Below are 14,876 nucleotides of genomic sequence, written 5' to 3' on the forward strand. Positions count from 1 at the left end.
GTGTGGGCGGGGGCGGTCGTTATCGGCCGGGCCGTCGCTGGATGCGGGCTTGCGGCGGGCGAGAGCTGCCACTGTAGGCTGGGCTGTCGTTGGGTGCTGGCTGGTGTTGGCGAGGGCGGTCGTTGTCGGCGGGGCTGTCGTTGGGTGCTGGCTTGCGGCGGGGGAGAGCTGCCGCTGGCGTCCAGGCCGTGGCTGGGCGCTGGCTGGTGTTGGCGAGGTCAGCCGCCATCAGCCGAGCCGTCGCTCGATGCTGGCTTGCGTCCGGTCGATGCTGGCTTGCGTCGGGCACGGTCGCAGCCAACCGATTCGCTGCTCAGCCTTGAACCGATTCGGCCAGCCGTGCCCCAATATCGTTTTCGGCGGCGAGAACTGCCCTCTCCGCCGCCTCCGCCGGGCCCGAACCCGCCGACCCCACGATCGTGGAACTCCGTTTTCGCAGGTCGAAGCCGTCCGCGCGCGGCTCAGGCACCGATGTGCGCGCTGCCCGTTCCTGCTGTCAATGCTGCCCTTGCGTAGCCAACTGAGACGTAGATCTCCACCTTTGGAGTGAAAATTGCTCAGTAGGGCAGCTTAGGCTCTTACGGCGCGTTACCTATTGAGAAACATTCACTTCGGTCCGGACAGGTTCGCGACCGGATAACGAAGGAGGCGCCGTCGTGGAAACCGAACCGCAGGTCGTCCGCGCGACGATCATCTTCGGGCTGCGCACGTTCGGGTCCGTCCCGCTGCCGGTGCGCGCCGATTTGGAGTACGACCCGGCGGATCCGTTCGCGGTGTCGGTCGGCTACCACGCCGGCGGCGGCGTCGTGCGCTGGCTGTTCGGGCGCGATCTTCTCGCCGACGGCCTGCTCGCCCCCGCGGGCGACGGGGACGTCCAGGTGCGCCCCGCCGCCGACGACAGCCGCGTGCTCGTCGAGTTGAACGCGCCGGACGGCTCGGCCGTGCTGGAGGCGGCGGCGAACGAACTCGCCGACTTCCTCGACCGCACGTACGACGAGGTTCCGGTCGGCTCCGAAGACCGTTGCTTCGACTTCGACGAGGAACTGGCGAAGCTCGCCCTGCGCGACTGACTGTCCATAGTGGACGCTCGCCGCGCAGGCGGGGAGTTTTTGCGCAGGCCGACCTGTCGCGAGAGTGAGCGGCGGTTCCCGCGCGAATCGATGGCTGCAGCGCCGGAGAGCGTTGCAGCCGCGCGGACTCGGCCCACGCCCGAGACGAGTCGGCTTGGCTGCCGCGTCGATTGCTCGGTCACCGAGGGCGGCCGTCACGCAGCCGGATGCGGCCGCGGCGTACCTCGACAGTTCGGATAAATCCAGCTCGCCGACTTGCGCTCGCCCCGCAGTCCACCGCTCGGAAACGCGGCGGTACCGCGAACGCGGGCGAATAGCCGTAACAGCCCCAAACCAGCCACCAGGCAATCCGGGCATCCCCCGAACAGGTGCCCCGGCGAGTGAACGGCCGATGAACGAATCCCGGTGACCGCACCATAATCTGGCAGTCCGCCAACGACCCGCCGGCCACCGCCGACATGGCTCGACCGCTGCGCAACCCGGCGACTACGCCGTCGACAGCGGCACCCCCGAACAGGCGGACTCAGCCGCCGCGGGAGTGAACCTCGTGGTCACGTGGGTTGACCGCACTGGCAGAACGCGTACGGTCGCTTGTGTTGGCTGTCGTCGGAACCACACCGCGGTCAGCGCCCCCAGCAGATCTCTGCGAAAGGAGCGCAAACCCATGACTCTCCATCTTCCGGGCGTCATCGCGCCGGTGGAATTGACTGTCCGCGCGCAGAGGCAGGCGGACGCGATCCATCTTGCCCCGGTCGGCGACCTCGACGCGGCTACCACGCCCGTTTTCGAAGCGGCTCTCGCTCCGTTGACCGGGCCGGTGGTCGTCGACCTCTCCGGCGTCGCGTTCCTGAGCTGCGCCGGTGTTCGCGCCCTGCTCGACGCGCACGAGCGGATCCCCCTGTTCACGGTCGTGCCCGGGTCGGCGCACGCGGTCCGGCGGTGTCTGGCGGTGACCGGCGCGGACGAAATCCTGGGCGTCCGCGAGACGGTCGCTGCCTGATCGAGCGAGTTTCGCCGCCGCCGCGCACGGGTAGGCCGCCGACATGACGATCGAGACGAACCGCGTTCCGCAGCTCGAACTCAACAACGGCGTCCGGATTCCGCAGTTCGGCCTGGGCGTCTTCCAGATTCCGCCGGAGGAAACCGCCGCGAGGGTGCGGGAAGCGCTGGAAGCGGGATACCGGCACCTCGACACCGCGCAGATGTATCGCAACGAAGAGGGTGTCGGTGCGGGCATCCGCGATTCCGGTGTGCCGCGCGAAGAAATCTTCGTCACCACGAAGCTGGCGAACGACGCACAGGGCCACGACAACGCGATCAACGCGCTGGAGGGCAGCCTGCAGCGGCTCGAACTGGATTACGTCGATCTCTACCTGATCCACTGGCCGCTGCCGCACCAAGACAGGTATGTCGCCACGTGGCACGGCTTCGAGGAACTGCACCGCGCGGGAAAGGCCCGCGCGATCGGGGTGTCCAACTTCCAGATCCCGCACCTGGAGCGGCTGGCTGCTGAATCGGCGACAGTGCCCGCGGTGAACCAGATCGAGCTGCATCCCGCGTTGCAGCAACCGGAACTGCGTGCCTACCACGAGTCGCACGGCATCGTGACCGAGGCGTGGAGCCCGCTCGCCCAGGGCGAGGTGCTCGAAGACCCGCTGCTGGCCGAACTGGCCGAGAAACACGGCAAGACGCCCGCCCAGATCGTGCTGCGCTGGCACGTGCAGCTCGGCAACGTCGTGTTCCCGAAGTCGTCGTCGCCGAAGCGGATGCGGGAGAACATCGACATCTTCGACTTCTCCCTCAGCGACAGCGACCTCGACGTCCTCAGCGGACTCGACGAGGGCCGCCGGACCGGCTTAGACCCGGACACCTTCGAAGGCTGAACCGGATCGCTCCGCCGCCCGTTGTCTCCTGTGAGGAGGGAGGCAGCGTGCGACTGTCCTGTTTCGTGGTGCCCGGCGACATCGACGACCGCAGTGTGCCCAGCGGCGGCAACACCTACGACCGCCGCGTGGCCGAGTACCTGCCGGTGCGGCTGCGGCCGGTCGACGGGACCTGGCCGGACCCTGACGAAGGCGCAAAAAAGCAGCTGGACCAGGTCCTCGCTCAGGTCCCCGACGGCGCGAAAGTGCTGTTCGACGGCCTGATCGCCTGCGGAGTGCCCGACGTCCTCGCCCCGCACGCGAACCGGCTCGACCTGGCCGTCCTCGTGCACTTGCCGCTAGCTGACGAGACCGGCCTGGACGCCCAGCGCGCGGCTGACCTCGATGCTCGCGAACGGAAGACGCTTCAGCTGGCACACCAGGTGATCGTCACCAGCCCAGCCGCCGCCCGCGCCGTCGAGAAGCGCCACGGCCTCGCCACCGTCCACATCGCACCGCCCGGGACCGATCCGGCGCCGCAAGCGACCGGGACCGACGGAGTGTCCCAGCTGATCTGTGTCGCCGCGGTGACCCCGCGCAAGGGCCAGGACATCCTCCTCAACGCACTGTCCGAAGTGGACGGACTGCAAGTCGACTTCGTCGGTTCACGCACCCGAAACCCGGCCTACGCCAACAGCTTGAGCCATCCGCGAGCCCGCTTCACCGGCCCACTCGACGGATCAGCACTGGAAGCCGCCTACGACCGGGCGGATCTGCTGGTCCTGCCCTCACACGCGGAGACTTACGGCATGGTCGTCACGGAGGCGCTCGCGCGCGGCATTCCGGTGCTGGCCTCGGACGTCGGCGGCATCCCGGACGCTCTCGGCCGCGCGCCGGACGGCGAGCAACCCGGCCTCCTCGTCCCGCCCGGCGACAAAACAGCGCTCGCCGCCGCGCTCCGAAGCTGGCGCGACGACCCTGACCTGCGGAAACGACTTCGGGATGCGGCCGTCGCGAGAGCGCGCACACTGGAGGGGTGGCCTGCCGCGGCGGCGAGGTTAGGCGAAATCTTGGCTGATCAGGTGGTGCGTTGATGCGGTGGCTGCGACTGCTGGCCGGGGCCGCGCTCATCGCCGCGCTGTGGTGGCGGCTCGGCACCGGAGCGTTCGCCGGCGGGCTGCGCGCCCTCGGCCCGGTTCCGATCGCGATAGCCCTGGTCATCGGGCTCGTGACCACGTTGGCGAGCGCCGCGCGCTGGCGACTGGTCGCGGCGCGGCTCGGGCTGCACCTGCCGTTCCGCGAAGCCGTCGGCGACTACTACGGCGCGCAATTCCTCAACGGCGTCCTCCCTGCTGGCGTGCTCGGCGACGTGCACCGTGCGGTGCAGCACGGACGACGGTCTGGTGACGTCGGCCGAGGTGTCCGCGCGGTCGTGCTCGAACGCGTCGCCGGACAAACCGTGGTGGTGGTCGCCGGGCTGGCGGTCGTGGTCTTCCGCCCGGAGCTGCTGCCGCGTCAGGTGCTGATCTGCCTGGCGATCGTGGCCGCGGCGCTGGTCGTCGTGGCAGTGGCGATGCGGCAACGGCTCAGGCACGTCTGGGCCGCCGACATCAGGACCGGCGTGCTCAGCGCGTGGCCCGGCGTCACCGGGTGGTCCGTGCTGGCGGTGGCCGGGCATCTGACCCTGTTCGTGGTCGCCGCCCGTGCTGCTGGCGCGACCGCGCCGCTGAGCGTCCTGTTGCCGCTGCTGGTGCTCGCGTTGCTGGCGATGGGCATGCCGCTCAATGTCGGCGGGTTCGGCCCGCGCGAAGGCGTCGCGGCGGTGTCGTTCGCCGCGGCCGGACTGGGCGCGGAGCAGGGCGTGACGGTCGCGGTCGGCTACGGCGTGCTCGGTCTGGTCTCGACGCTGCCCGGCGGGGTGGTTCTCGCGCTCCGCCGGATGATCCGGCGGCCGGGCCCGGCCGCCGGGCCGGTATCGTCCGGCCGGTGGCGGCGGCTTTTCGGGGGATTCGGCGACGGTGGTTCGCGGCGCTGGCCGTCGTCCCCGTTCTGGCCGCGTCGGCCTGCGCGGCTTCGGACGCGGCGATCAGCCGGGCAGGCGCCGTCGTGCACACCTCCGCCGGTGCCGTCCGCGGCAGTGTCGCTCCCGATCACCGGCTCTTCCAAGGCATCCCGTACGCGGCCGCACCCGTCGGCGAGCGGCGCTGGCAGCCGCCCGCCCCGGTCGAGCCTTGGGCGGGGGAGCGCGACGCCACGAAACCAGGGCCCCGTTGTCCGCAGGCCGCCGACGGAGCCCTGACCAGCGAGGACTGCCTCTATCTCAACGTCTGGACGCCGCCGTCCGGCCAGACCGGGCGGCCGGTCCTGGTGTGGCTGCACGGCGGCGCGTTCCTCACCGGCGGCGGCGACCGCTACGGCGCCGCACGGCTCGTCGACCGAGGCGACGCGGTCGTCGTCACGCTCAACTACCGGCTCGGCGCGCTCGGCTTCCTCGCCGACCCGTCGCTGGGCCCGGAACCGGGGAACTACGGCTTCCTCGACCAGCAGCAGGCCCTGTTGTGGGTGCGCGACAACATCGAAGCCTTCGGCGGCGACCCGAACCAGGTGACGATCGCGGGGGAGTCCGCGGGCGGGATGTCGGTGTGCGACCACCTCGTCGCCCCCGGCTCGCGCGGGCTGTTCCGGGCCGCGATCATCCAAAGTGGACCGTGCCAGGCGCAGGCGACGCTGCCCGCCGCCGAGCACAAGAGCGTCGAGTACGCCGCCGCGCGCGGCTGTACCGACCGCCAGACCGCCGCGGAATGCTTGCGAGCCTTGCCAGTCAAGAAACTCCTGGCCGCGCCGGCGTACGGCTCGATCGCGGGCATCGAGATGCCCGGACCGGTCACCGGCGGTTCGGTGCTGCCCGGCAAGGTTCCCGCCACCCCGGTGCCGGTGATGCTGGGCACGACGCACGACGAGTTCACGTACTTCCTCGCCGAGCAGACGGCGGCCGGTCGCGAAGTGACGCGGCACGGCTACCCGCAAGCGCTTGCGACCGTGTTCCCCGACGCGGCCGCGGTCGCTCGCGAATACCCGGTGGATGCGTTCAGCGGCAATGCTTCCCTCGCGTACGCGGCGGCCGTCACGGACTGGGTGTTCGCCTGCCCGACCGCAAAACTGGCCAGCTCGCTGCCGAGCGTGTCGACCTACGAGTTCAACGACCCGACCTCGCCAGCTGCGGCCGCGCTGCGAGCACCGTTCCCGCTCGGTGCCACGCACACCGCCGAACTGCCGTACCTGTTCGATTTCGCCGAGCAGCCACCAACGTTCACCCCAGTCCAGCAACGGCTCGCGGACCGGATGGTGGACGACTGGACGGCGTTCGTCCGCGGCGGTCCGACCGGACAGGCGGTCGCGTACCGGCCGGGCGGTGCGCAGCCGCTGACCGGATTCGCGAAAGATCACCATTGCGGCTTCTGGACTTCTCTACGCTGACCGGATGACCGTGCGCGCCGAAGATCTGGACGAAGCTCTCACCTGCGTTTCCGCCGTTCTCGAGCCCGTCACCGGAGGCGACTGGACCCGTCCGGCAGGTGATCTCGACTGGGATTGCCGTTACACCGCAGAGCATCTCGGCGACACGCTCCTGTCCTACGCGGCTCAAGTCGTGAGCCGTCCGGCCGACCATTACGTGCGCTTCCTCGCCAAGGCCGACACCGACGCGTCCCCGGCCGAGTTGCTCGAATTCGCTCTCACCGGCGGACGTTTGCTGGCTGCCGCGGTCCGGAGCAGCCAGCCGGACGAACGCGCCTACCACCCGACCGGTCGCTCCGATCCGGCCGGTTTCGCCGCGATGGGCTGCGTGGAACTCCTGTTGCACGGCGACGACATCGGCCGAGGCCTCGGTGTCGCGATCGACCCGCCGCGCGAGACCTGCGCCCGCGTCGTCGCGCGGCTTTTCCCTGAGCAGGAGCCGATTCCCGACGCTTGGGACGCGCTTCGCTGGTGCGCGGGCCGGATCGGCCTGCCCGGACGGCCGCGGCGGACCGGCTGGAAATGGAGGGGCATCCCGCTCGAGGATCGCTCGATTCCCGAGGAGTGAACACGCCTGCCCGGGGGCTGGTCACATCCGGTAGTCTTGACCACCAGGTCGAGAGGCGCTGCAACGGACCGGTGGTCCGCCACGCTCGGCCGGTACCACCATCCAAGGGCGCCTCCGTGGACTCATGCGGAGGTGGCGATGACCCAGAACCTGCGGAACCTGCTCGACCAGCGCGTCGTCGTGCTCGACGGGGCCTGGGGCACGATGCTGCAGGGTGCCGGCCTGGCGCCCGGCGACTACCGGGCGGACTGGCTCGAAGGGCACGAGAAGGACGTCACCGGCGACCCGGACCTGCTGAACCTCACGCGGCCGGACGTCGTGCTCGACGTGCACCGCCAATACCTCGCCGCGGGCGCGGACATCACCACCACCAACACCTTCACCGCCACCAGCATCGGCCAGGCCGACTACGGCCTGCAGGACCGCGTGCGCGAGATGAACCTGCGCGCCGCCGAACTCGCGCGCCAGGCCGCGGACGAGTTCGGCAACCGGTTCGTGGCCGGGTCGATCGGCCCGCTCAACGTCACGCTGTCGCTGTCGCCGCGCGTCGAGGACCCGGCGTACCGCGCGGTCAGCTACGAGGACGTCAAAGCCTCGTACGCCGAGCAGATCCAGGCGCTCGCCGACGGCGGCGTCGACCTGCTGCTGATCGAGACGATCTTCGACACCCTCAACTGCAAGGCCGCCATCACCGCGGCCCGCGAGGTCGCGCCGCACCTGCCGCTGTGGATTTCGGTGACCATCGTCGACCTGTCCGGGCGCACCTTGTCCGGGCAGACTGTCGAGGCGTTCTGGACCTCGATCGCGCACGCGCGCCCGATGGTCGTCGGCGTCAACTGTTCGCTCGGCGCCGCCGAAATGCGGCCGCACGTGGAGGAACTGGCGAAACTCGCCGACACCTACACCGCGTGCCACCCGAACGCGGGCCTGCCCAACGCGTTCGGCGGCTACGACCAGACGCCGGAGGAAACCGGCGGCATGCTCGGCGAGTTCGCCGGAGCCGGGATGGTCAACATCGTCGGCGGCTGCTGCGGCACCTCGCCCGCCCACATCGCCAAGATCGCCGAGGCCGTCAAGGGACTTCCGCCGCGGCCGGTGCCCGCGCACGAGGCGAGCACCCGGTTCTCTGGCCTCGAGCCGTTCAAGATCGGCGCGGACACCGGGTTCGTGATGATCGGCGAGCGCACCAACGTCACCGGTTCGGCGAAGTTCCGCCGGCTGATCGAGGCGGGCGACCACCAGGCGGCGGTGGACGTCGCGCTGGAGCAGGTCCGCGGCGGCGCGAACCTGCTCGACGTCAACTTCGACGCCGACCTGCTCGAATCCGAGCAGGAGATGACGACGTTCCTCAACCTGATCGCCACCGAGCCCGAGGTCGCGCGCATCCCGGTGATGGTCGACAGCTCGCGCTGGAGCGTGCTGGAGGCCGGGCTCCGCTGCGTGCAGGGCAAGGGCGTGGTCAACTCGATCAGCCTCAAGGAGGGCGAGGGCCCGTTCCTGGAGCAGGCCCGGCGCATCCGCGACTACGGCGCCGGCGTCGTGGTGATGGCCTTCGACGAGAAGGGGCAGGCCGACACGGCCGCGCGCAAGGTCGAAATCTGTTCCCGCGCTTACGATCTGCTGACCACGCAGGCCGGTTTCGCCGGCGAGGACATCATTTTCGACCCGAACGTGCTCGCCGTCGCCACCGGCATCAGCGAGCACAACGGTTACGCGAAGGCGTTCATCGAGGCGCTGCCGCTGATCAAGGAACGCTGTCCGGGCGCGCACACCTCCGGCGGCATCTCGAACCTGTCGTTCTCCTTCCGCGGCAACAACGTCGTGCGCGAGGCGATGCACTCGGCGTTCCTGTTCCACGCGGTGCGCGCCGGGCTCGACATGGGCATCGTCAACGCGGGTCAGCTCGCGGTGTACGAGGACATCCCGAAGGACCTGCTGGAACTGGTCGAGGACGTCCTGTTCGACCGCCGCGAGGACGCCACCGACCGGCTCGTGGAGTTCGCCGAGACGGTCAAGGGCAGCGGCACCAAGCGCGTCGTCGACCTGTCCTGGCGCGACAAGCCGGTGGCGGAACGGCTTTCGCACGCGCTGGTGCACGGCATCGTCGACTTCATCGAGGACGACACCGAGGAAGCCCGGCAGTCGTTCGAGCGGCCGCTGGAGGTGATCGAGGGTCCGCTGATGGATGGCATGAAGATCGTCGGCGACCTCTTCGGCTCCGGGAAGATGTTCCTGCCGCAGGTCGTGAAGAGCGCGCGGGTGATGAAGCGTTCGGTGGCCTACCTCGAGCCGTACATGGAGGCGGAGAAGGAGAAGATGCTGGCCGAGGGCCGCATCCAGACCTCCCGCGGCCAGGGGAAGGTCGTGCTCGCCACGGTGAAGGGCGACGTGCACGACATCGGCAAGAACATCGTCGGCGTCGTGCTGGGCTGCAACAACTACGAGGTGATCGACCTCGGCGTGATGGTGCCCGCGGCGAAGATCCTCGACACCGCGGTGGCCGAGCACGCGGACGTCGTCGGGCTGTCCGGGCTGATCACGCCGTCGCTGGACGAGATGGTGTCGGTGGCGCAGGAAATGCAGCGCCGCGGACTGAAGCTGCCGCTGCTGATCGGCGGCGCGACCACGTCGAAGCAGCACACCGCGGTGAAGATCGCGCCCGCGTACGACCACACGACGGTGCACGTGCTCGACGCGTCGCGGGTGGTCGGCGTGGTGTCCGACCTGCTCGACACCGATCGCGCCGACGCATTGGACATCGCCAACCGCGCGGAGCAGCAGCGGTTGCGGATCCAGCACGAAAACCGGCACTCGACGCCGATGCTGACCGTCGCGCAGGCCCGGGCGAACGCCGAGAAGGTGTCGTTCGACGAGATCCCGACGCCGGAGTTCACCGGCGTGCGCGTGGTCGAACCGTCGATTCCCGAGCTGCGCGAGATGATCGACTGGCAGTTCCTGTTCCTGGCCTGGGAACTCAAGGGCAAGTACCCGGCGATCCTCGACCAGCCGGTCGCGCGCGAGCTGTTCGACGACGCGAACCAGCTGCTGGACGAGATCATCGAGAACGGCTCGTTCACCGCGCGCGGCGCGTACGCGTTCTGGCCCGCGCATTCCGAGGGCGACGACATCCTGCTCGAGGGCGAGTACTCGGACTGGAAGTTCCCGATGCTGCGCCAGCAGACCCAGAAGCCCGAGGGCCGCGCGAACCGGTGCCTCGCCGACTACATCGCCCCCGCCGGTTTTGGCGACCACCTGGGCGGATTCGCCGTCGGGATCCACGGCGCGGAGGTTCTGGCGGGGAAGTACGAGGCGGAGCACGACGACTACCGGGCGATCATGGTGAAGGCGCTGGCCGACCGGCTGGCCGAGGCGTTCGCCGAGTACCTGCACCTGGAAGCCCGCCGCCGCTGGTTCGAGCCGGACGTGCAGCCGGACCTGGCGGACCTGCACGCGGAACGCTTCCGCGGCATCCGTCCCGCGCTCGGCTACCCGGCGAGCCCGGACCACAGCGAGAAGAAGGACCTGTTCGAGCTGCTGGGCGCGCAGGAGTTGGGGATCGGGCTGACCGAGTCGTACGCGATGACCCCGGCCGCGGCGGTGAGCGGGCTGATCTTCGCGCATCCGGAATCGCGGTACTTCACGGTCGGCCGGTTGGGGCGCGACCAGATGGAGGACTACGCGGCCCGGCGCGGCGAGGAACTGTCCGAAGTGGAGCGGTGGCTGCGGCCTAATCTGGCTTACTGAGCCGTCGTTTCGCGTGGTTCCGTCGCCGTTTGCGTGACGGGCCGAGTCCGTGAGGGGAACCCTGAGGGAATCAGAGTCCCTCAGGGTTCCCCTCACGGCATTTCTGGGCCCATTTCGGCTCAGGACAGCAGTTCGGCGAGTCGCTCGGTGTCGCGCAAGTACTGCTCGTACGGGAACCCTGCCTTCAGCAAGGCCTCGCGGAACTCGTCCCGGAGCGGTTTCCCCGTGTCATGGAAAGCCGCGCGGCCCGCATCAGTCAGGGTGACCAGCCGCCGTCGTGCGTGCTCCGGGTCTTGGCGCACCTGCACGAGCCCAGCCGATTCCAGCGGGCGCAGCGCGCGGCTGATCGCCGGGTCGGAGACCGACATCGCTTGGGCCAGCTGATGCTGTGTCGCGGGTTCGATGTCTTCCACTGTCCCCAGCAGCCGCAGCTGGCTGTATGTCAATCCGCCTGAGCCGTCCGCGCGCTGTCGCGCGGCTTCGCCCAGCAGGTACACCACTCGATGCAGCGCTTCGGCAAGTCCGTCGTCCACGGGAGCGAGCCTACCAGGAGTGTTGACGAGTTAATATTAACTATGCAAGACTCATCGGCATGGAGATCCCTTACGTCGCTCAGACCCTGTTCCCCCTCACCTGGCCGCTGATCGCGGTCGTCGGTGCGGTGCTTCGCACCCGCAAGAACCTCTCGCCGCGGGCAAGGCTCGAAATCTGGCAGCGGTGGTGGGCCGTCGCCGCGCTCGGGTGCGGCAGCCTGTGGATGGTCTTCGCCTTCCTCGGCGCGCCAGGCGTGATGGCCGACGCGATCGGGTTCACCCGCTCGCCGTTCCAGTTCGAGATCGCGTTCGCCAACCTCGGTCTCGCGGTGATGGGCTTCCGCGCCGCCTCGTCTTCGGCCACCGCGCGCGAGCGCATCACTGTCGGTCTCGGAGCCGGGATGTTCCTGTGGGGCGCGTTGATCGGCCACGTGTACCAGTGGTTCGCGAACGGCGACCACGCGCCGGGCAACACCGGCGGCGTCCTGGTCTGCGACCTGCTGTTCCCGGCGATGGTGATCATCTTCGCGCGCCGTTCGCAGCGGCTGGCCGCTGCCGAGCAGCCCGCGCTTGTCTAGCCGACCTGCGCGGCTCGGCGGCGGGGTTTAGTTTCTACGCCGTGGCAAGACTCAGTGTGGTCCGATTCGGACTGGTCGCGGGGCTGGTCGTGCTCGCGGCCGCGGCGGTAGTGCTCAGCGCGGCGACGTCGGCGTGGTGGTGGTTCCTGGCAGCGCCGTTGCTGGTGCTCGCAGCGACCGGGGCGTACGACGTGACCCAGCGGCGGCATTCGGTGCTGCGGAACTACCCGGTCCTCGGGCATTTGCGGTTCTTGCTCGAAAGCATCCGGCCGGAATTGCAGCAGTACTTTGTGGAACGCAACTTCGACGGCCGCCCGTACGACCGCGACGTCCGGTCCATTGTCTACCAACGCGCCAAGGGCACCGCAGCGGAAGAACCATTCGGCACCGAGCGCGACGTGTACGCCGAGGGATACGAATTCCTCGTCCCGTCACTCGCGCCGGTGCCGGTGCCGGATAGCTTGCCTCGGGTCCGAGTCGGCGGGCCGGACTGTACTCAGCCGTACGAGATGGCGCTGCTGAATGTGTCGGCGATGAGCTTCGGTTCCTTGTCCAGCAACGCGATCCTCGCGCTGAATCAAGGTGCCGCCCGCGGCGGTTTCGCTCACGACACCGGCGAGGGCGGGCTGTCGGAGTATCACCTGCGCGGCGGCGGCGACCTGATCTGGGAAATCGGCACCGGATACTTCGGCTGCCGGACCTCGGATGGTGACTTCGATCCTTCGACCTTCGCCGACAAAGCCGCCCACGACGCGGTGAAATGCGTTTCGCTCAAACTTTCGCAAGGCGCGAAGCCCGGGATGGGTGGGGTGCTGCCGGGCACCAAGGTGAATGCGGAAATCGCCCGGGTTCGCGAAGTTCCGATGGGGGAGACGGTGGTTTCCCCGCCGTATCATCGGGTGTTCTCGACGCCGCGTGAACTGGTGCTGTTCATCGCCCGGATGCGCGAGTTGGCTGGCGGGAAACCGACTGGATTCAAGCTATGCGTCGGTTCGCGGGTGCAGGTGCTGGCGGTGTGCAAGGCGATGCTGGCCGAAGGGGTCACGCCGGACTTCATTGTGGTCGACGGCGCTGAGGGCGGTACCGGTGCCGCTCCGCTGGAATTCGCGGATCACCTGGGCACGCCGCTCACCGAGGGCTTGCACATTGTCCACAATGCACTGGTCGGCACCGGATTGCGCGACCGGGTCCGGCTCGGGGCCAGCGGGAAGGTCGCGACCGGGGCGGATGTGGTGAAGCGGCTGATCCAGGGCGCGGACTACACGAATGCCGCGCGGGCGATGATGTTCGCGGTGGGGTGCATCCAGTCGCAGCGGTGCCATACGAACAAATGCCCGGTGGGAGTCGCGACGCAGGATCCGCGGCGGGGGCGGGCGCTGGACGTCGGGGACAAGACCGAGCGGGTGCAGCGCTATCAGGAAGCTACGGTCGCCTCGGCGATGCGCATCATGGCGGCGATGGGGGTGTCGGATCCGGCACAGCTGTCGCCGCGGATGCTGCGGAGGCGAGTGGATGCGCGGACGGTGCTGTCGTACGCGGAGTGGTACGACTGGCTGGAGCCGGGAGAGTTGCTGGGGGAGCCGCCTCTCGGATGGGCGGAGGACTGGAAGGCGGCTGATCCGGACCGGTTCGCCTGAGCGGGGCTGCTTTTCTGAGGTCTGACGGCGGGCCGACGTGCTCCGCTCGCGCAGAGAGGTCCGTGAAGGACTCCTCGAGGGAATCAGATTCCCTCGAGGAGCCCTTCACGGACCTCTGGCCGGTGGTGCCGGGCCAATCAGCCGGGGAGCGAACCTCCGCGCACCGCTGACACCGCACCCGCGACTACTCCATGCCGCATTGGGCGCGTCAGAGGCGCCCAATCCGGCATGGGTGACGGTAGGCGGATGGGCGATCGTTCGGTGGTGGCGGAGCCTCGGCGAGGTGCCGGGTGCGGTCGTTCCCCTCGGGCGTGCTGCTCTCTGCGAGTGGCCGCCGCCGGACCGGCTGATGGCGGAGCGGACGCGCGTCCGGGCGGGGGTCTCGCGTGGCCGCCGACCGGAGGCCCACTGGCGATCCGTCCTCCGATCGGGCACGATCGGTGATCGTGGCTTCGGAAGACGGGCAGGACGCAGGCGACCTCGAAGTTTCCGTCCGGTGGCGGGGACCGGCGGCAGTCGTGACCGTAGGCGGCGAGATCGACCTGGTCACCGCGCCGGAACTCGGCGAGTTCGTCGGCGGTGTGCTGGAACGCGAGCCCGGAGTGCTGGTCGTGGACCTGCGCGCGGTCGACTTCCTCAGCTCCTCCGGGCTGCAAGTGCTGGCCGGAGCGCACCGCCAGCTCGACGCGGGCGCGTTGCGGGTCGTGAGCACGTCCTCGATCACCTCGCGGCCGTTCACGACCACCGGGCTCGACGAGTGGATCTCGCTGTTCCCCTCGGTCGACCAAGCGCTCGCCGGGGTCGCCGGAGCGGGCGGTTGACGATGGACGTGCAGGAGGACACCCGCGCACTCAGCTGCCACGACATCGTGGCGGAACCGGGGGCGTTGCGAACGTTGCGGCACCGCTTGCTGGCGTGGGCGCTGGAGTCGGGCATCCCGGACGATCGTGCGCACGACATCGTGCTGGCCGGATACGAGGCGCTGGCGAACGTCGCGGACCACGCGTATCCGGGGGAGCCCGGGCTGGTGGATCTCGACGCGGTGTGCCGTCCGGACAGCGTCGAGGTCGTGATCGCGGACCACGGGGAATGGCGCCCTCCGGACGAGGTCGAGGACGACCCGGTTTCGGTGCGCGGCCGCGGGTTGCTGCTGGTGCAGGCCACGGCGGATCGGGCGGACGTGCGGACCACCGCGGACGGCACGGTGGTCACGTTGGGGTGGAAGCTGGCCTGAGAGCCGGTTCGCCGGGTTCGGTCGGAGCGGGCGACGGCTTGGTTTCGGCGGGCGGGCCAGTGCGGGCAGCTTGGCGGTCTCGTTGGGGCGGCGGCTGTGAGGGGCGGTTCCACCCGGTTCGGCTGGGGCGGGAG

The 14,876-nt window shown here is 69.5% G+C and carries 12 protein-coding genes, 1 pseudogene and 1 riboswitch; of the genes and pseudogenes, 12 read left to right on the forward strand and 1 reads right to left on the reverse strand.

The window, feature by feature from the left end:
- The first annotated feature begins 656 nt into the window (after window positions 1-656).
- The 8 genes and pseudogenes from D0D37_RS42065 to metH all read left to right on the forward strand — a co-directional run bounded on the left by D0D37_RS42065 (window position 657) and on the right by metH (window position 10,760).
- Window positions 657-1,070 (forward strand): SsgA family sporulation/cell division regulator, encoded by a 414-nt coding sequence (locus D0D37_RS42065; RefSeq protein WP_037818751.1) that lies wholly within the window; start codon window positions 657-659, stop codon window positions 1,068-1,070.
- A 664-nt stretch (window positions 1,071-1,734) separates the two neighbouring features.
- Complete coding sequence (locus D0D37_RS42070) at window positions 1,735-2,070, forward strand: STAS domain-containing protein (protein WP_116206152.1); 336 nt, start codon at window positions 1,735-1,737, stop codon at window positions 2,068-2,070.
- 43 nt (window positions 2,071-2,113) lie between these two features.
- Window positions 2,114-2,953, forward strand: coding sequence for an aldo/keto reductase (locus D0D37_RS42075; protein ID WP_116206153.1), 840 nt, complete (start codon window positions 2,114-2,116; stop codon window positions 2,951-2,953).
- A gap of 47 nt (window positions 2,954-3,000) precedes the next feature.
- On the forward strand, window positions 3,001-4,026 hold the full coding sequence (locus D0D37_RS42080) for a glycosyltransferase family 4 protein (RefSeq protein ID WP_116206154.1): 1,026 nt from the start codon (window positions 3,001-3,003) through the stop codon (window positions 4,024-4,026).
- A pseudogene (locus D0D37_RS42085) lies at window positions 4,026-4,787 on the forward strand (lysylphosphatidylglycerol synthase domain-containing protein); the annotation flags it as partial. The gene D0D37_RS42080 and the pseudogene D0D37_RS42085, both read left to right, overlap by 1 nt.
- A gap of 251 nt (window positions 4,788-5,038) precedes the next feature.
- Entirely contained in the window at window positions 5,039-6,409 is a 1,371-nt protein-coding gene (locus D0D37_RS42090) for a carboxylesterase/lipase family protein (protein WP_244223872.1), read from the forward strand.
- A 4-nt stretch (window positions 6,410-6,413) separates the two neighbouring features.
- The gene (locus D0D37_RS42095) at window positions 6,414-7,016 is read left to right on the forward strand and encodes a maleylpyruvate isomerase N-terminal domain-containing protein (protein ID WP_116206156.1); all 603 of its coding nucleotides are present in this window, start codon (window positions 6,414-6,416) and stop codon (window positions 7,014-7,016) included.
- A gap of 44 nt (window positions 7,017-7,060) precedes the next feature.
- A riboswitch (S-adenosyl-L-homocysteine riboswitch) is annotated at window positions 7,061-7,137 on the forward strand.
- A 17-nt stretch (window positions 7,138-7,154) separates the two neighbouring features.
- Window positions 7,155-10,760: a methionine synthase gene (metH, locus tag D0D37_RS42100; protein ID WP_116206157.1), complete on the forward strand. Its 3,606-nt coding sequence runs from the start codon at window positions 7,155-7,157 to the stop codon at window positions 10,758-10,760.
- Between the two features lie 119 nt (window positions 10,761-10,879).
- Here the strand turns inward: metH and D0D37_RS42105 are convergent, their stop codons facing one another.
- The gene (locus D0D37_RS42105; protein ID WP_116206158.1) at window positions 10,880-11,293 is read right to left on the reverse strand and encodes a MarR family winged helix-turn-helix transcriptional regulator; all 414 of its coding nucleotides are present in this window, start codon (window positions 11,291-11,293) and stop codon (window positions 10,880-10,882) included.
- Window positions 11,294-11,352: 59 nt separating this feature from the next.
- Here D0D37_RS42105 and D0D37_RS42110 point away from each other — a divergent pair, with 59 nt between their 5' ends.
- From D0D37_RS42110 to D0D37_RS42125, 4 genes are all read left to right on the forward strand, one after another.
- Window positions 11,353-11,871 (forward strand): DUF6790 family protein, encoded by a 519-nt coding sequence (locus tag D0D37_RS42110; protein ID WP_116206159.1) that lies wholly within the window; start codon window positions 11,353-11,355, stop codon window positions 11,869-11,871.
- A 41-nt stretch (window positions 11,872-11,912) separates the two neighbouring features.
- The gene (locus tag D0D37_RS42115; RefSeq protein WP_116206160.1) at window positions 11,913-13,508 is read left to right on the forward strand and encodes a glutamate synthase-related protein; all 1,596 of its coding nucleotides are present in this window, start codon (window positions 11,913-11,915) and stop codon (window positions 13,506-13,508) included.
- 446 nt (window positions 13,509-13,954) lie between these two features.
- Window positions 13,955-14,329, forward strand: coding sequence for an STAS domain-containing protein (locus D0D37_RS42120; protein WP_116206162.1), 375 nt, complete (start codon window positions 13,955-13,957; stop codon window positions 14,327-14,329).
- A gap of 2 nt (window positions 14,330-14,331) precedes the next feature.
- On the forward strand, window positions 14,332-14,742 hold the full coding sequence (locus D0D37_RS42125; protein WP_116206161.1) for an ATP-binding protein: 411 nt from the start codon (window positions 14,332-14,334) through the stop codon (window positions 14,740-14,742).
- Window positions 14,743-14,876 lie beyond the last annotated feature (134 nt).

Source organism: Amycolatopsis circi, assembly GCF_003385235.1.
Taxonomy (GTDB): domain Bacteria; phylum Actinomycetota; class Actinomycetes; order Mycobacteriales; family Pseudonocardiaceae; genus Amycolatopsis; species Amycolatopsis circi.